This window comes from Halopelagius longus (genome assembly GCF_900100875.1).
GTDB lineage: Archaea > Halobacteriota > Halobacteria > Halobacteriales > Haloferacaceae > Halopelagius > Halopelagius longus.
The window spans coordinates 186,886-204,892 of sequence record NZ_FNKQ01000005.1 but is presented as its reverse complement, the minus strand read 5'-3'; the positions used below and the strand labels follow the sequence as shown (position 1 = coordinate 204,892).

Sequence of the window (18,007 nt, the reverse complement as noted above, 5' to 3'; positions counted from 1 at the left end):
TCATGCCCTCCACCACTCCGAACGCCGCGATAGAGGCGACGGACCTGCGAAAGGCGTACGGTTCGGAAGTCGCCCTCGACGGCGTGTCGCTCTCGATTCCGAGCGGAACCGTCTACGGGTTCCTCGGCCCGAACGGCGCGGGGAAGACGACCACGATGCGGCTTCTGACCGGCCTCTCGCGGCCGTCCTCGGGCACCGTTCGCGTCCGCGGCGTCCCCGTGACCGACCGACGCAAACTCGCTCCGCTCGTCGGCTACCTCCCCGAGACGCCGCCCCTGTACGACGAGTTCAGCGCCCGCGAACAGCTCGAATACGTCGCGGACCTCCGGGACGTGCCGCGCGAGGACGCCCACCGCCGCATCGAGGAGTACCTCGACCGGTTCGACCTGACCGCCGACGCCGACAGGCGCATCGGCACCTACTCGAAGGGGATGCGGCAGAAGACCGCCTTCGCCCAGAGCGTCCTCCACGACCCGGACGTGCTGTTCTTGGACGAACCCACCGCCGGACTCGACCCGAAAGCCGTCCGACGCATCCGCGAGTTCGTCGTCGAGTACGCCGACGCGGGCGCGACGGTGTTCCTCTCGACGCACATCCTCCCCATCGTGGAAGCCGTCGCGGACGCGGTGGGCGTCCTGTTCGACGGTCGGGTGGTCGCCGAAGGGGCACCCGAGGCGGTGACGGCCCGCGCCGAGGCGGGCGAGAACGCGTCGCTCGAAGACGCGTTCCTCGAAATCACCGGCGGCGGCGACGGTTCCCGAGTAGCCGAGGCCGAAGAATGAACCTCGGACGTGACGTCCGCCACGGCGCGCGAATCGGACGCGCGGAGTTCCGCCGGAGCGTCAGGCAGATCCGCGGCGACAACCGCCGCCTCCTCGGCGTCGGCTTCGCCGTCCTGATCTTCGGGATGCAGATCGCCTTTTCGCTCCCCGTCGCCTACTTCGCCGGCCGCACCGCTCGCTCGGTTGCGGCGGTTCCGTTCCTCGCCCCCGGCGCGGTGATACTCCCCGCGGGGCTTCTCCTCTTCGCGGCCTTCACGACGCTCGAACGCATCGGCGGCGTCGAAGCCGAGGACCTGCTTTTGACCGCCGTCCACCCTCGGGCCGTCGTCGTCGGCCTCATCGGCGCCGAAATCGGACGACTCGCCGTCTGGCTCGGCATCCCCATCGCGGCTCTCGCCGTCGCCTTCGCGGCCGGACTCGGGTCGCCGTCGCTTGTCGTGACGGCGGTGCTCGTCTTACTTCCGCTCCTCTGTTGCGCCGCCGTTTGGGGATACGCCCTCGGTATCGCCGTCTTGCGCGTCCTGCGGCGACTGCCGGGCATCCGACGCGTCTTGAAGGCCGTCGGCATCCTCGTCTTCGTCGTCTTCGTCGTCGGGTCGCAGTTCGCCGGGCAGTACATCGCCGAACGGCCCGTCTCCGTCGAGGGACTCCTCTCCGCCGTCACCTTCGAACCGCTGACCGACTACGTCGCCCTCGCGTTCCTCGGAACGCCGCTCTCTCGGCCGATGTCACCGGAGGCGGTGGCGGTCCTCGCGGCACTGGTCGCGCTGACGCCCGTCGGATTGGCCGTCGCCTCCCGGCAGGCGTCCGAACTGTGGCTTTCCGACGCCCCGCGCCGAGAGCGCAGTCGGCGGACGAGTTCGTCCGCCGGCGGGTTCGCCCCGCCGCGCCCGTTCGCGCGAACGAAGTCGGCCCGTATCGCGTGGGGAACGCTCGTCCGCGCCGCCAGAAATCCGCAGGAGCTCAACCACCTCCTGATGGCGATATTCTTCGTCGGACCTTTCGGCGGCGTGTTCGTCCAGTCCGGTTCGCTCGGACCGCTCGCGGCCGGCGTCGGCGTCGGACTCGGAACGTACCTCGCCGGCGCGACGTTCGGACTGAACCCCCTCGGCGACGACCGACCGCAGCTACCGCTTCTGTTGCTCACGGAGACGCCGACGCGGACGCTCGTTCGCGGCCGGATGCTCGCCGGGCTGGCGGTCGGACTCCCCGTCGCGGTTCTGGTCCCCCTCGCGTCCGTCGCCGTCGGCGTCTCCCCCTCGTTCGCAGTCGCCTTCGCCGCGGCCGGCGTCGGACTGTGCGTCGCCGCCGCCGCGTTCGCAGTCGGCGTGGGCGCGGCGTACCCCATCTACGAGGAGCGCGAAGTCTGGGGCACCGAGACCGTCGTCCCCTCGACGCTCGTGATGGTGACGTACATGTTCGTCGTCGGCGGCGGGACGGCCGTCGGCGTGGTCCTCCTCTGGTTCACGCTCGCCGGCCACCTCGGCGTGACTCCCGCGTTCGTCGGCGGGGCCGGCGCGTACCTCCTGTTGGCGTGCGGCGTCCCGTTGCTCTCGTATCGGTACGCGATTCGACGCTACCGCGACTACACGTTCGACTGACGGGACCCGTCGAACTCGTCGGCTCGGCGGCGGGGTTTACTCCAGTTCGTCTTCGAGTTCCGCAACCCGCCGTTCGAGGCGCGTAATCCGCTCTTCGTATCCGCGCTTGCCGTCCAAAAAGTTGTATACGGCTACGATACCCAGAACCGGCAGTACGACGTACATCGCCACCATCAGGAGGACGATGAGGAGTTCGGGACCGCCCGGCAGTCCGGGAACGAACAGGGGGACCATACTCCGCAGTTACGGTTAGATACCTTAGACGTTTCGGGACCGACCGTCGGTTCGTGCGGACGACCCCCGCGACGCCACCGTCACAACAGCGACAGTGCCTCGCCGACCAACGCGCCGACGACCAACAGGACGAACGGGCTTAGCAGGAACGTGACGGCGACTGCCGTCCCGGCGGCGACGCCGGGCGCGACGAACAGTCCCGCCGGCACGGCCAGAAAGCAGGCCGCGAGTGCGAGTGCGACGACGACCGCCCTCCGATTCGTCTCCGGGTGACTCGCATCGTTCACGGGGAGTCCGAACGCCTCCGCGACCCGGTGGAAGTCGTCGACGGGACCGATTTCGAGCGCCGACCGCCCCGCGGACTCGACCCCCGATAACTCGACGGTCGTCGTCCCGAGCAGTCGGTCGGAGATTCGATTCCGGACCGAAACGTCGTCTACTTCGTCTGCGTCGACCGCCCACTGCGGTTCGCCGAGGGCGACGTCGTACGCCACGATGCGGTCACCCCGCCGTTGGTACTCGACCGTCCCGTAGCGGAGGTAGTAGCTCCCGACTTTGGCGGCCGCGACGACCGTCAACAGGCCGACTGCGACGGCCACGACGGCGGGTCCGAGAGCGAGGACGCCCGCCGCCGCGAGGACCGCTCCGACGTAGCCCGGACGACTCAGGAGACCGGAGGCGAGGGGGGCGAACGCGCCGAGCAACACCGCCTTCGAGTCGGTTCGGACGCGTATCCTCGGGTCGTCGTCGGGCATCTCGACGGTCGGCGGCGGGTCGGAGGCGTCCCGCGGTCCGAGGAGCCACCTCCCCACGCGCCCGGGGGAGCGGTCCAGATGCTCCGCGTAGAAACCGTACGACTCGGAGAGCGTCTTGGCGGCGACGACGCCGACGAGGAGGACGACGCCGCCCTCCCGCCCTTCGAGGACGGCCGCAATCGACGCGATGAGGGTCAGAAACAGGACCTGACGCGCGGGTGCGGCGGCTATCGTCCGCGCGGACGTGTCGGCGTACTCCGCCCGCCCGAGATACTCGACGCGGAACTCGACGATTCGAGCGAGGAGGAGTCCGCCGGCGCTCAGGAGGACTCCGGTCGAGAACGCGTCGGTCGGTCGTATCGAGAGTTCGGCCGTCAACGCGAATCCGTAGCCCGCGAGGAGTAGCGTCGACGTGCTCACGATTCCGGCCGCGAAGGGAACGTTTCGGACGTACGCTCGCGGCCACCCCGGGCGGATGCGCACCCCGCCGCGTTTCTCCCGGAGTTCGCTCAGAGGGTTGAGCCGGACGCCCTCGTCGGCGGACGCGCGTTCGGCGAACAGGGCCTTCGCCGCGGCGACCAGCGACGTCGAAACGGCCTCGAACCAGTACAACGCGAGCAGGGACGCGAGGCTCCATCCGAACGCCGCGACGCCGACCACCGGTACGAGGTTGACGGCGACGACGCTCGCCAGTCCGGCTCCCTGCCCGACGGAGAGGCGAGTTCGATTCACTTCGAGGCGGTGAGCGTCACCGAGTAGAACGCCGTTACGATGTTTATAACGCGGTAATGGGGCCGCTAACTCCGTGACCGGAGACGGCCGACGGAGTAGCCTTCAGACGCCCGCCGCCTCCGACGTCCGGGAGCGACCGCCGTGAATCTCCCTGTAGAACGCCACCGAGAACACGAGGAGGATGCTCCCGAGGAGTGCGGTCACGAGAACCGTGACGACGATGTAGCCGACCAGACCGGGAACGGCCGCTTGGTTCAGTGTCCCGTGGAGGCTCGGTTGCGGGAGGAGTAGAGTCGACGCGACCCCGATTACGGCTCCGAGCGCACCGCCGCCGACGAACGAGACGACGAGGTAGCCGGCCGCGCTCAGGAGGTTTCTCCGCACCAGCGAGGCGCTTCCCTTGAGGCCCGCGACGGCGCTGGCATCGTTTAGGACTATCTCTTGGCCGTAAAATTGGACGAAGAAGGAGAACGCGAGGTAGAGAACCGCCGCGAGGAGGGCGACCGCCCCGGCGACGAGCAGTCCGCTCCCGCTCTCTACTGCCGCGAGCGAGACGGCCCCGGTGAGGACGGCCGCCACGACGGCGATACCGATGAGGGCGTTCACTAAGAACACGATGAGGGTCGCGCCGAACAGCGACAGGTAGTTCGACTTTCCCGCGCGGAGGAACGTCCCGAGCGTCGTGCGTCCGCGGAGGGACTCGTCGGCCATGGCGATGAGGCCGCCTTGGACGAACGGCATCCCCAGCACGTACAGGAGGATCGTGAGGGCGGACAGTGCCAGTCCGACTATCGGACTCAGTTGCTGTGTGACCACCTGTACGGACTGTACGAGGCCGAACACGGCGAACAGTGCGACGATGAGGGGGTTGCGCGCCAACGCCGTCGGCACGCTTTGGAGGGCTTTTCCGACTGCCATATCACGTATTTTTGACTCTCAACTGAAAGGTTTACTGGTCATCGCGTTAACAGCCCACACTCAGAACGCCGCGAGAATCGGTACGAGCGCCGTCAGTGCGTACGCCGCTCCTCCGTGACCGGCCCGGTCACGAGTGATCGGTCTCGTTACGCTCGTAACGGTGTAAGGGTCGACGATGAACGTCCGTCGGCGGGAAGCACGCCGCGTAGAACGTCGCGGGAGTTACGCGAGGTGTCGGACGCGACGGACGGTCGCGGTCCGAAACGGACGGTTCTCGGGCGAGATTACTCGAGGTCGAAGCGGTCGAGCTTCATGACCTTGCTCCAGGTGTCCGCGAAGTCCTCGACGAACTTCTCCTCCTCGCCCGCGTAGACGTCCGCGATGGCCCGCAGACGGGAGTTCGACCCGAAGATGAGGTCGATTCGGGAGCCCTTCCACTCGACGTCGCCCGTCTCGCGGTCGACCAGTTCGTAGACTTCCTCGGACTCCGAGGCCTGCTCCCACTCGTAGCCCATGTCGGTCAGGTTCACGAAGAAGTCGTTGGTCAGCGTCCCCGGCTCGTCGGTGAAGACGCCGAGGTCGGAGTCCTGGTAGTTCGCGCCCAGCGCGCGCATGCCGCCGACCAGAACCGTCATCTCCGAGGCCGTCAGGTCCAGCAGGTCGGCGTGGTCGACCAGCAGGTCCTCTGCGGGCTGGTCGTACTCGCCGCCGAAGTAGTTGCGGAACCCGTCGACTTTCGGCTTGAGCACCTCGAAGGACTCCTCGTCGGTCTGCTCCTGCGTGGCGTCGGTGCGGCCGGGCTCGAACGGAATCTCGACGTCGTACCCGGCGTCCTCCGCGGCCTTCTCGACGGCCGCGTTACCGCCCAGAACGATGAGGTCGGCCAGCGAGACGCACACGTCGTCGGAGCGCGAGTTGTTGAACTCCTCTTGAATCTCCTCGTAGGTCGAAAGCACCGTCTCCAGCTGCGCGGGCTCGTTGACCTCCCAGCTCTTCTGCGGTTCGAGGCGGATGCGAGCGCCGTTGGCGCCGCCGCGCTTGTCGCTGTCGCGGTACGTCGACGCCGCCGCCCACGCCGTCTTGACGAGTTGGGAGACGGAGAGCTCCGAGTCGAGAATCTCCTCCTTCAGTTCGTCGGCTTCTTCCTCGCCGATGAGGTCGTAGTCGGCCTCGGGGAGGGGGTCCTGCCAGATGAACGTCTCCTCGGGGGCGTCCGGACCGAGGAACCGCTCCTTCGGGCCCATGTCGCGGTGGATGAGCTTGAACCACGCGCGAGCGAAGGCCTGCTGGAACTCCTTGGGGTCCTCGCGGAAGCCCTCGATTATCTCCCGGAACTCGGGGTCCCGCTTGAGGGCGAGGTCCGACGTCATCATCATGGGGGCGTGCTTCTCCGAGGGGTCGTGGGCGTCCGGCACGGTGTCGTGCGCCTCCTCCTCGACCGGTTCCCACTGCTTGGCCCCGGCGGGACTCTCCGTCAGTTCCCACTCGTAGTCGAGCAGGTTGTCGAGGTAGGAGGTGTCCCACATCGTCGGCCACGCGTTCCACGCGCCCTCGATGCCGCTACCGGTCGTCTCCGAGCCCTTGCCGGCGTCCGTCCAACCCAGGCCCTGAGCATCGATAGGTGCCGCTTCGGGCTCGGGTCCCGTGTCGCCGTCGGTGGCGCCGTGGGACTTCCCGAACGTGTGTCCGCCCGCGATGAGCGCGGCGGTCTCCTCGTCGTTCATCGCCATGCGGCCGAACGCCTTTCGGATGTTCTCCGCCGACGCGAGGGGGTCCGGGTTACCGTCCGGGCCCTCGGGGTCCACGTAGATGAGCCCCATCACGGTGGCGCCGAGCGGTTCGTCGAGTTCGCCCTCCTCGTCGAAGCGGTTCTCCTGGGGCGCTTCCCACTCGTCTTCGGGACCCCAGTAGACGGCCTCGTCGGGCTCGAACTCGTCCTCGCGTCCGCCGGCCCAGCCGAGCGTCTCCATTCCCATCGATTCGAGGGCGGTGTTCCCGGCCAGGACGATGAGGTCGGCCCACGAGAGCTTGCGGCCGTACTTCTGCTTTATCGGCTCCAGCAGCCTGCGCGCCTTGTCGAGGTTCACGTTGTCGGGCCAACTGTTGAGGGGCGCGAAGCGCTGGTTTCCGCCGGAGGCGCCGCCGCGGCCGTCGACGGTGCGGTAGGTGCCGGCGCTGTGCCACGCCATCCGGATGAACAGCGGACCGTAGTGGCCGTAGTCGGCCGGCCACCACTCCTGCGACGTGGTCATCAGGTCCTTGAGGTCCGCCTTCACCTCTTCGAGGTTGAGCTTCTGGAACTCCTCGGCGTAGTCGAAGTCGTCGTCGTACGGGCCGACGTTCTCGGCGTTCTGGTCGAGAACGTCTAACTTCAGCTGGTTCGGCCACCACTCGTGGTTTCGCTTGCGTTTGTTTTCAGACATCAGTTATCTCTCCTAGTTCGGAATGTGCGAGTATACCTTATGAACTCTACGGTAATTCTTTTGCTCACAGTTCTATTTGTCTCCACTCGGAAAGTGGAGTTCTTGGCTCCTAAAATTATCTTTAGCAAATGCCAACCTAGTTCTCAGTGAGCGTAGCGCGGGACGACGGCGGCGGCGCCGAGCGTTGCGAGGTATCTCCGTTGTATCCGGAGATGCCGGCCGAATATACGTCGTTAGCGGTAGCTCGGTTGAGTCAGGTGTATCGCGTGATGGTCATCTCCTCCCTTCGAAGTGTGAGGCTGTCGCTGATTAGCGAGCGAAAACGGGGCGACAGTTTGAGCGGACGAACCGAGAGGGTCCGAGTCCGACGCGGAAGCGCGCCGTCACTCCACGTCGACCGCTATCAGCGACATGTCGCCGCCCACTGCTTCCTCGATGGCCGCTTCGAGTTCCGCCCGCGACTGCGGTCGGTAGCCGTCGATTCCGAAACTCTCGGCGAAGGGAACCAGGTCGGGGTTGCCTAACCCGGTTCCGAACGATTCACCGGTGTGGTCGCGTTGCTTCTCGGAGATGAGGCCGTAGTCGTCGTCTACGAACACGACGATGGTGAACTCACAGCCGATTCGGGTCGCCGTCTCTATCTCGGCGGCGTTCATCAGGAACCCGCCGTCGCCCGTCGCGGCGACGACGTTTCCGTCCGTCGCGAGGTCCGCGGCGACGCCGCCGGGGACCGAAATCCCCATCGAGGCGAGGCCGTTCGAGACGATGCAGGTGTTCGGCTCGTACGTCGGGAAGTTCTGCGCTATCGCCATCTTGTGGCTCCCCACGTCCGAGACGAGAACGTCCTCGGGGTCCATCGCCTCCCGCAGGAGGGGGAGCACCCCCCGAACGGTGAACGGCGCCGACTCCGCGGGTTCGACGGTTACGTCCTCGACGATGCGTTCGCGCAGGTCGGCGTACCAGTCGGGGTCGAACCCCAACTCGCCGGCCCCGCACCACTCGGCGAGTTCTTCGAGCGTTCGGCCGATGTCCGCGACAACCTCCACTGCGGGGTTGTACGCCTCGTACACCTCCGCGGGTTCGGTGTCGACGTGGACGACGGGGGTGTCGCTCCGCCCCCACTTCGCCGGGTCGTGCTCGGCGATGTCGTAGCCCACCGTCAGCACGAGGTCCGACTGTTCGATGGCGCTTGCGGCCTCGCCGTCCGCGCCCGAATCGAGCGTCATCAGCGAGTGCTCGTCGGCGTCCGACACCGCGCCTTTGCCCATGTACGTCGACGCGACCGGGAGGTCCGTGACGCGCACCAGTTCGCGGAGTTGCGACGCCGCGTGCGTCCGGACCGCGCCGTTACCGGCGATTATCAGCGGTCGGTCCGCCTCCCGGAGCAACTCCTTCACCCGGTCGAGGGTGTCGGCGTCGGGGGCGGCGAAGCGGACGTCCTCCCGGACGGGAAGCGGACGCGCGTCCGTCTCTTCGGCCGCCACGTCCTCGGGGAGTTCGAGGTGCGTCGCGCCGGGCTTCTCGTACTCGGCGACCTTGAACGCCTTGCGGACCGACTCGTGGATGATGCCCGGGTCGTCCAGTTGGGTGTTCCACTTCGTCACCGACTCGTAGATTCTGACGACGTTGAGGGCTTGGTGGCTCTCCTTGTGGAGTCGTTCGAGTCCGCCCTGGGCGGTGACGGCCACCAGCGGACTCTTGTCGCGGTGGGCGTCGGCGACGCCCGTCAGCAGGTTGGTCGCGCCCGGGCCGAGCGTCGAGAGGCAGACGCCCGCCTCGCCCGTCAACCGGCCGTGCACGTCGGCCATGAACGCGGCCCCCTGTTCGTGCCGGACCGGGACGAACGTCACGTCCGAGTCGCGGAGCGAAAACAGGAGGTCCTCCGTCTCCTCGCCGGGGATGCCGAAAACGTGTTCGACGCCCTCCCGTTCGAGGCACTCGACGAACAGGTCGGATGCCTTCATTCGACCCACACCGTCTTCTCGTTGAGGAACTCCTTGATTCCGACCTCGGAGAGTTCGCGCCCGTAGCCCGACTCCTTGACGCCGCCGAACGGCACGCGGGGGTCGGACTTCACCAACTGGTTGACGTAGACGCATCCGGCGTTTATCTGCCGGGCGAGGCGTTCTCCGCGTTCGCGGTCCTCGGTCCAGACGCTCGCGCCGAGGCCGAACTGGGTGTCGTTGGCCTTCTCGACGGCCTCCTCTTCGTCGGACACCTCGTAGACGGTCGCGACCGGGCCGAACACCTCCTCGGTGTCGGCGGGGCACCCTTCGGGCACGTCGGTCAGGACCGTCGGCGGGTAGAACGCTCCTTCGCGGTCCATCGGTTCGCCGCCGAGGGCGACGTTCGCGCCCGCTTCGACGCTCTCTTCGACCTGTTCGTGGAGTTCGTCCATCAGGCTCGGTTTGGCCTGCGGGCCGACGTCCGTCTCCTCGTCCATCGGGTCGCCGACGACGTAGGAGTCTATCTCCTCGACGAACCGGTCGAGGAAGTCGTCGTAGACGGCCTCGTGGACGACGAAGCGCTTGGCGGCGATGCAGGACTGGCCGCCGTTCTGGTTGCGCGCCCACGCGCCGGTTTCGACGGCGGCGTCGAGGTCGGCGTCGTCCAAGACGACGTAGGGGTCGCTCCCGCCGAGTTCGAGGACGGTCTTCTTGAGGTTCTCCCCGGCGGTGGCGGCGACTGCGCGGCCCGCCGGTCCGCTTCCCGTGAGCGTCGCGGCTCGGACCCGGTCGTCTTCGACGATGTCGTCCACGAGGTCCGAGGGAATCAGAAGCGACTGGAAGACGTCCTCGGGGTAGCCCGCCTCGCGGAACACGTCCTCGATGGCCTTCGCACACCCCGGCACGTTCGATGCGTGCTTCAACAGGCCGACGTTCCCCGCCGTCACGTACGGCGCGGCGAACCGGAACACCTGCCAGAAGGGGAAGTTCCACGGCATGACCGCGAGCACCGGTCCGATGGGCTCGTAGACGGTCTTGACCGTCGATCCCGAGGGACTCGGGTGGTGCTCGGGTTGGAGGTACGCGCTGGCGTGTTCCGCGTAGTGGTCGCACGCCCACGCGCACTTCTCGACTTCCGACACCGCTTGGGTGATGGGCTTGCCCATCTCGCGGGTCATCGTTTCGGCGTACTCGCGCTTGTTCTCCCGAAGCACGTCGCCCGCCGCCTCCAGCAACTCCTCGCGTTCGCGGAGCGGACGCGCTCGCCACTCGTCGAACGCGTCCGTCGCCCTGTCGAGGGCGTCGTCTACGTCCTCCTCCGTCTGCGTCTCGTACGTCTCTACCTCCTCGCCGGTCGCGGGATTGACGGCTTCCATCCTCGGGTAGTTTCGGCTCGACGCGCTTAACTTCCATCTCGTACTATCGTGACACATTCCGCGGCGCTGAAATTCTCCGATTCGCCCACGTCGCCGACCCAGATGGTATTGTCCGAATACAAAATTTCTATACACGACTCACTCGACGCAGAAAACGAAGGAACGATGGCCTAGTGTAAGGACGGCGAATTCACCGGTGAAGAGGCCGCTACGGCCGTCTAGTTGACGACTCCGTATCTCATTTCTCGGCGGGATTGCGGAAGAAATTGCCTCGGACTCTGGAAGATGCGTCTAACCGACGCCTCACGGTATAGTTCTCGGTCTCTCGGCCACGGAATATGTATGCGGAAATCTATCATAAGGGTTCCGCTATCGTGGACAAATAGTACAAGATTACCTCTCTGCCGCTGAAGGACGCTCCGACGCCACGTCCCAGCGAACGGCCCATACGCGTAGCGTTACAGATGTAGGAGCGTAATGGAGAACGGTGACGCTCGGTTCCGATTCGACCGGGGTCCGCCGCCTCGTTAACTATTAGTGAACGATAGGGGACGGTAGCCGTCTCTCTACCACCCGCCGGGGAGGCGTGAACGTGTAGATTGACACCAAGCACCACGAACGCAGCGTACATCTGGGGGCGGCCCGACCCCCGTTCGCCATCGGCGAACGATTAGGTGGTGCGGACTTCCTTCTCGATGGTCTTGGCGGCAGAGACCACGAGTCCGACCACCTCCTCCTCCAACCGCTTTCCGGACATGATCTGGATGTTGCCCGTGACGCTCACCGACCCGATGGGGGAGTGGTCGCTGGCGAGAACCGGCGACGCCACGCACTGTACGCCGTCGATGAACTCCTCGCGGTCGAACGCGACCCGCTTGTCGCGTACCGACTGCAGTTCCTCGTCGAGGACCGCCCGGTCCGTTATGGTCTTGTCCGTGAACGCCTCTAACCCCGTTCGCTCGATTATCTCGTCGCGTTCGTCCTCGTCGAGGTAGGCGAATATCGACTTCCCCCCGGCGGTCGCGTGGAGGGGGGCTTCCTTCCCCTCTAACTGTGCCTTCGAAGTCATCCCCTCCGGTTCGACCCGAAGCGCGTAGATACCGCGGTCGTTCTCGCGCGCGATGAAGTTCGTGGTGTGGCCCGTCGTCTCCGCGAGTTCGGTCACGACTCTCTCTGCGACGGTGAGTGGGAGCCGTTTCCGGGCCTCCGTCCCCAGCATGAGAAACTTGAGGCTCAGGTGGTACTCGTCGCCCTCTCGAACGAGATACCCGAGTCGACAGAGGGTCTGGACGTGCTTGTAGACGGCGCTCTTCGAGAGGCCGACCTCCCGTGCGAGTTCGCTGATGCCCGCGCTCCCGTCCGCCTGAATCTGCTCTACGATCCGAAAGCAGGTGGCGATCGACTTGATTCGGATCTGTTCGTCGGCCATACGGGTACGTGACAGCAGGCACGGAAAAATGTTCGCTATCGGTAAACAACCGGGGGCGTCGAGCGTCATCGAGAGCGGTATCCGCCCCGCCCGCCCGAGCGAAACGACCCACCGGCGGCGGAATTCCGCCGAAGCGTTCTCCGTCGGTGAACGCCCGTCGCCGCCGCTCGATTGCTGCCACGAGAAGTTTTATACATTATCGATAAAGATGTTACCCCGGTGATAGGCGTACTACAGTACGCGGTTTCGGTTCGCTAGGGCCGAGAGCCTCGGCGACGGAAACCGACCGTCCGACGGCGAGACACCGGTACGTGCGGACGCCTCGGCGGTCCTCGCACGACGGCGAACCTGCGGAACAACTATGAAATCGGACACACAATCTACGAGCCGAGATGACGCAACGATGAACCAAATCGTCGATTACGAACTCTTCGAGGTGCCTCCCCGGTGGCTGTTCCTACGGGTCGAGACGGCCGACGGAACCGTCGGGTGGGGCGAACCGGTCGTCGAGGGCCGGTCGCACACGGTCCGGGCCGCCGTCGAGGAGTTGATGGACAACTACCTCCTCGGCGAACCGGTGAACCCGATCGAGGACCACTGGCAGACGATGTACCGCGGCGGCTTCTACCGCGGCGGCCCCGTCCTCATGTCGGCCATCGCCGGTATCGACCAAGCGCTCTGGGACATCAAAGGAAAGAGTCTCGGCGCGCCGGTGTACGAACTCCTCGGCGGCGCGGCGCGCGACAGCATCCGGGTCTACCAGTGGATCGGCGGCGACCGACCGTCCGAGGTGGCCGACGAGGCCCAACAGAAGGTCGAAGCGGGCTTCTCGGCGCTGAAGATGAACGCCACCGAGGAACTGGAACGCGTCGACAACCCGGCGACCGTCGAGGACGCGGTGGACCGACTCCGGAAGGTCCGGGAGGCCGTCGGCGACGGCGTCGACATCGGCGTCGACTTCCACGGCCGAGTGACGAAGCCGATGGCCAAGCGCCTCGCGAAGGCTCTCGAACCGTACGACCCCATGTTCATCGAGGAACCGGTCCTCCCGGAACACAACGACGCGCTTCCGGACATCGCGGCCCACACCACGATTCCCATCGCCACCGGCGAGCGGATGTACTCCCGGTGGGACTTCAAGGAGGTGTTCGAGGACGGGTCCGTCGACGTGATTCAACCGGACCTCTCGCACGCCGGCGGCATCACCGAGGTGAAGAAGATAGCGAGCATGGCCGAGGCGTACGACGTTGCGCTCGCGCCGCACTGTCCGCTCGGACCCATCGCCCTCGCGTCGTGCGTGCAGGTGGACGCCTGCACGCCGAACGCACTCATCCAAGAGCAGAGCCTCAACATCCACTACAACGAAACCTCGGACGTGCTCGATTACCTCGAAGACCCGACCGTCTTCGAGTACGACAACGGCTACGTGTCGGTCCCCGACGCGCCGGGCCTCGGCATCGAGATAAACGAGGCGTACGTCCGCGAACAGGCCGAGAAGACCGTCAACTGGCACAACCCCATCTGGCGGCACGAGGACGGCAGCATCACCGAGTGGTAGCGCCCGGCGCTCGGTTTCGCCCGCTCGGAATCTATTTACGACCCCCCTCGTACCGTGTGAACACGCATGACAGCACCGACTGCGAACGCGGTCGAAGGTAGACACGAGGAGCGAGTGGTTCTGGTCACCGGGTCGACGCGCGGCATCGGCGAGGGAGTCGCCCGCCGATTCGCGGCGGAGGGGGCGTCCGTCGTCGTCAACGGCCGGTCGCGGGACGCCGGCGAGGCGGTGGCCGACTCCATCCGCGCCGAGGGGGGCGAGGCCACGTTCGTCCCGGCGGACATGCGCGACCCCGCCGAGATAGAGGCGTTGATCGACCACGCCGTCGAGGAGTACGGCCGGATAGACGTCCTCGTGAACAACGCGGGCGTCCAGACGGAGACGACGGCGGAGGACGCGACGATGGACGACTGGGAGTTCGTCGTCGAGACGGACTTCCGCTCGTTTTGGCTCTGTTCGAAACACGCGGCCGAACGGATGCCGGAGGGCGGGCGCATCGTCAACATGTCCTCGAACCACGCCTACCTCACGATGCCGGGACTGTTCCCCTACAACGCGGTCAAGGCCGGTATCAACGGGATGACCCGAGCGCTCGCGTTGGAACTCGGCCCCCGCGGCATCACGGTCAACACCATCAACCCGGGGTGGATAGAGATAGCGCGAACGCAGGAGGAACTCGGCGACCGGTACGAGTACACCGAAGAGATACATCCCGTCGGCCGCCTCGGGACGCCCGCCGACGTCGCGGGGATGGCCGCGTTCCTCGCCAGCGAGGACGCCTCGTTCGTCACCGGCGAGAGCATCCTCGTCGACGGCGGCCGGACGGCCGTCATGCAGGACGAAATCTACCGCGACTACCGGTCGCAGGTGGAGTGACGCGCCGAAAAGTAGCGTCGAAGCGTTTCCATCGCGGTGCGCCGCGGACGGGCCTCAGAGTCCCTCGCCGTCGGCCGTGAACGGCCGGAGTTCGAAGGTGAACGTCGTCGGTTCGGGTTCGAGGCGGTACTGCGGAAGCGTCGGTGGGCCGCAACTGCCGGACCCGAGTCCGCAGTGGTCGTCGTCGAGAGACACCCACACGCCGTCGCGGCGCGGCAGTTCGTGCCGGTGGTCCGCGGCTTCCAAGTCGTCGGTGCTGTAGCGGTGCGCGCCGAAGTCGAACGTCCCGTCGCCCGCGACGTGGACGCCGATTCCGCGCTGGTCGGTGAACGTCACCCACCGCGTGTCCGTCCGGTTGCCGTTCTCCTGCGGGGCGACGTACGGGGTGTGCAACTCGTCGACGCTCCGGGAGTACCGACCCAACAGGTTCGCCTCCTTGCTATCGACGTACGACTCGCCGGGGCCGCGCCCGTACCACGTCACGTTGTCGAAGTCGCCGTCCAGCGTCAGATCCAGCCCGAGACGGGGGAGGGAGGGGAGCGCAGACAGGTCGCCCTCGGGTTCGACTTCGGTTTCGACGGTCACCGTGCCGTCGGATTCGATACCGTACGTCTGTTCGACGCCGAACCCGTGGTCGAAAATCGGCGGGGCGAGTCGCCCGGAGACGGAGACGGTCACCGCGTCGTCGCCGTGAACCTCGTGCGTCACGTCGTCGGTGCGGAACTGGAGGCTGTCGAGTCCGTGTTCGCGCCACAGTTGCGCGAACCCGATGGACCGAACGTCCTGCGACCCGAGGGTCTCTTCCGCCCCGTATCGCTTCGTCAGCGTCGAGAGGAGCGTTCGCGGAAGCGGTAGCCCCCGGTCGTTGTCCGTCGGCGCGCGCCACATCCCGACCCGCGGGCCGCGTTCGAGGAGGCTCCGTCCGCGGTACGACAGCGAATCGACGACGCCGTACGTGTCGTCGAAGACGAGTTCGAACTCGGCGTTCGAGACGACGATACCCTCCTCGCTCTCCTCGCACCGAAGCGGCGACGACGCGGCCGAGACGGGGTCCGAGGGGTCACCGCCGACGGGGAGTTCGAACTCGCCGGTCGCGACGGTGTGGCCGCGTTCCGCCCACGCCGTCTCCGAGGAGAGCGACACCTCGACGCCGAGGACGTGTTCGCCGTCCTCCCCCAGATACTCGCTCTCGACGGGGACGGCGACGACGTCGCTCTCGCCGGGCGCGACGGACGGCAGGTCGAGGGTTCCGCTCTGGACGAGGCGGCCGTCGGTCAGCACCCGCCACGTCGCGGTCAGGTGGTCGAGCGAACGGAAGTCGTAGCGGTTCTCGACGGTAACCCGCCCCCGTTCGGCGTCGTCGGCCTCGAGCACGACCGGTTCGATGACCTTCTTGTACTCGGTCAGACCCGGCGAGGGCGTCCGGTCGGGGAAGACGAGGCCGTTGATGTTGAAGTTGGCGTCGTTCGGTTCGTCGCCGAAGTCGCCGCCGTAGGCGAACCACTCCTCGCCGTCCGCCGTCGTCCGCCGGATGCCTTGGTCCAACCAGTCCCAGACGAACCCGCCCTGCAGGCGGTCGTGTTCGTAGAACAGGTCCCAGTACTCCCGGAGGTTCCCCGGTCCGTTGCCCATCGCGTGGGAGTACTCGCACGGAATCACCGGGTGGTCCGGGTCCTCCTCTTCGGCCCACGCTTCGAGTTCATCCAGCGTCGGGTACATCGGGCCGACGATGTCTACGACCTCCTGTTCGAAGTCTTGCTCGTAGTGGAGGGGTCGCGTCGGGTCGCGTTCGCGCGTCACCTCGGCCATCGTCCGGTGGTGCGCGCCGAACCCGGACTCGTTGCCCAGCGACCATATTATCACGCTCGGGTGGTTCTTATCGCGTTCTATCGTCCGGACCATCCGGTCGACGTACGCGTCCTCCCAGTCGGGGTCGTCGCTGACGTGTTGGACGGACTCGGCGAACTCCATCCCGTGACACTCGATGTCCGTCTCGTCGAGGACGTACAGACCGTACTCGTCGCAGAGGTCGTAGAAGCGGGTGTCGTTGGGGTAGTGGGCGGTCCGCACGGCGTTGATGTTGTGCCGCTTCATCATCTCGATATCTTCGCGCATCGCCTCGATAGGCACCGCCCGGCCCCGGTCCGGGTGGAAGTCGTGCCGGTTGACGCCGCGAATCGTCACCGCCTCGCCGTTGACCAGCAGTCGCCCGTCGCGGAGTTCGACCTCTCGGAACCCGACCGGTTGGGTGACGACGGTCGAACGACCGCCCTCGGAGACGGTCACCGCCAGGTCGTAGCGATTCGGCGTCTCGGCGGTCCACTTCTCGGGGTCGTCCACCTCGGCTTCGAACGTGACGGTGGTGCCCTCCCCGGCGTCGAGGGAGACGGTCTGCCCCGAAAGCGACGCCGGAACCGAGCCCCCGTTCTCGTCCACGAGTTCCGCTTCGACGTCCGCGGTGGCGAACGCTTCGCCCTCGTTGCGCACGTCCACCGCGGCGCGGAGGTGCGCGTCCTCGTACGCGTCGTCGAGTTCGGTTCGGATATCCACGTCCTCGACGTGGGTCGCCGGAAGCGCGTAGGCGTACACGTCCCGGAAGATGCCGCTCAGCCACCACATGTCCTGATCTTCGAGGTAGCTTCCCGTGGACCACTTGTACACGCGGACGGCGACGGTGTTCTCGCCGGGCGTCACCGCCTCGGTCACGTCGAACTCCGCGGGGAGGCGACTCCCCTCGCTGTATCCTACCTCTTCGCCGTTCACCCAGAGGTGAAACGCCGAATCGACGCCCTCGAAGTGGAGGCGAACCCGCCTCTCGTCCCACTCTTCGGGGACGTGGAACGCGCGGCGGTACGAGGCGGTCGGGTTCTCCGTCGGGACGTGCGGCGGGTCCATCGGAAACGGGTACACGACGTTCGTGTAGTGTGGGGTTCCGTACCCCTCCGTCTGCCAGTTCGACGGCACTTCGATGTCGTCCCAGTCGCTCGCGTCGTACGCCGGGTCCTGAAAGCCCGCCGGGGCGTCGTCCGGCGTCTCGGACAACTCGAACGACCACTCGCCGTTCAGAAGCGAAATCCACGGCGACGCGCCGCGGGCCCCGTCGAGTGCGGCCTCGACGTCGCCGTACGGTAACACGTCCGCGTGCGGACGGAGCCGGTTCCTGCCGATAATCTCCGGGGATTGCCAGTCGTCACCCATGTGGCAGTACGTGGCACGGTGAACGAGTATGGTTCTTTCGATTGGGTGGGTGCCGCAGTCGCGGGAACGCGGTTCCGAACGAAACCGGCCGCGGGGGGAACGCTCCGCCGAAACGGGAGGCGACCCACCGAAATGTTAATGCATTTTCACATAGATGGTCTCGATGGGTTAACCATGAA

General features: G+C 66.5%; 12 protein-coding genes. 4 read left to right on the top strand and 8 right to left on the bottom strand.

The window, feature by feature from the left end; genetic code table 11:
• Positions 1–2: 2 nt before the first annotated feature.
• Together BLS11_RS17275 and BLS11_RS17270 are read left to right on the top strand one after the other, a co-directional pair.
• On the top strand, positions 3–782 hold the full coding sequence (locus tag BLS11_RS17275; RefSeq protein WP_092539044.1) for an ABC transporter ATP-binding protein: 780 nt from the start codon (positions 3–5) through the stop codon (positions 780–782).
• The gene (locus BLS11_RS17270) at positions 779–2,383 is read left to right on the top strand and encodes a hypothetical protein (protein ID WP_092539043.1); all 1,605 of its coding nucleotides are present in this window, start codon (positions 779–781) and stop codon (positions 2,381–2,383) included. The genes BLS11_RS17275 and BLS11_RS17270 overlap by 4 nt, the downstream gene beginning before the upstream one ends.
• 36 nt (positions 2,384–2,419) lie before the next feature.
• Here BLS11_RS17270 and BLS11_RS17265 read toward each other — a convergent pair whose 3' ends face one another.
• From BLS11_RS17265 to BLS11_RS17235, 7 genes are all read right to left on the bottom strand, one after another.
• Positions 2,420–2,617 (bottom strand): hypothetical protein, encoded by a 198-nt coding sequence (locus tag BLS11_RS17265; protein ID WP_092539042.1) that lies wholly within the window; start codon positions 2,615–2,617, stop codon positions 2,420–2,422.
• An 80-nt stretch (positions 2,618–2,697) separates the two neighbouring features.
• Positions 2,698–4,104 (bottom strand): DUF6498-containing protein, encoded by a 1,407-nt coding sequence (locus tag BLS11_RS17260; RefSeq protein ID WP_092539041.1) that lies wholly within the window; start codon positions 4,102–4,104, stop codon positions 2,698–2,700.
• 102 nt (positions 4,105–4,206) lie between these two features.
• On the bottom strand, positions 4,207–5,022 hold the full coding sequence (locus tag BLS11_RS17255) for a DUF7847 domain-containing protein (protein WP_092539040.1): 816 nt from the start codon (positions 5,020–5,022) through the stop codon (positions 4,207–4,209).
• Positions 5,023–5,306: 284 nt separating this feature from the next.
• Positions 5,307–7,445 (bottom strand): catalase/peroxidase HPI, encoded by a 2,139-nt coding sequence (katG, locus tag BLS11_RS17250; RefSeq protein ID WP_092539039.1) that lies wholly within the window; start codon positions 7,443–7,445, stop codon positions 5,307–5,309.
• Between the two features lie 383 nt (positions 7,446–7,828).
• Complete coding sequence (locus BLS11_RS17245; RefSeq protein WP_092539038.1) at positions 7,829–9,409, bottom strand: acetolactate synthase large subunit; 1,581 nt, start codon at positions 9,407–9,409, stop codon at positions 7,829–7,831.
• The gene (locus tag BLS11_RS17240; protein ID WP_092539037.1) at positions 9,406–10,767 is read right to left on the bottom strand and encodes an NAD-dependent succinate-semialdehyde dehydrogenase; all 1,362 of its coding nucleotides are present in this window, start codon (positions 10,765–10,767) and stop codon (positions 9,406–9,408) included. Before BLS11_RS17240 ends, BLS11_RS17245 begins: the two co-directional genes overlap by 4 nt.
• Before the next feature lie 670 nt (positions 10,768–11,437).
• Complete coding sequence (locus tag BLS11_RS17235; protein WP_175454492.1) at positions 11,438–12,196, bottom strand: IclR family transcriptional regulator; 759 nt, start codon at positions 12,194–12,196, stop codon at positions 11,438–11,440.
• Positions 12,197–12,599: 403 nt separating this feature from the next.
• Between BLS11_RS17235 and dgoD the strand changes: the two genes are divergently transcribed.
• Positions 12,600–13,754 (top strand): galactonate dehydratase, encoded by a 1,155-nt coding sequence (dgoD, locus tag BLS11_RS17230; protein ID WP_092539035.1) that lies wholly within the window; start codon positions 12,600–12,602, stop codon positions 13,752–13,754.
• A gap of 66 nt (positions 13,755–13,820) precedes the next feature.
• Entirely contained in the window at positions 13,821–14,630 is an 810-nt protein-coding gene (locus tag BLS11_RS17225) for an SDR family NAD(P)-dependent oxidoreductase (protein WP_092539034.1), read from the top strand.
• Between the two features lie 54 nt (positions 14,631–14,684).
• Here the strand turns inward: BLS11_RS17225 and BLS11_RS17220 are convergent, their stop codons facing one another.
• A complete protein-coding gene (locus BLS11_RS17220; protein WP_092539033.1) occupies positions 14,685–17,828 on the bottom strand; it encodes a beta-galactosidase, LacZ type in 3,144 nt (1,047 codons plus the stop codon).
• Positions 17,829–18,007 lie beyond the last annotated feature (179 nt).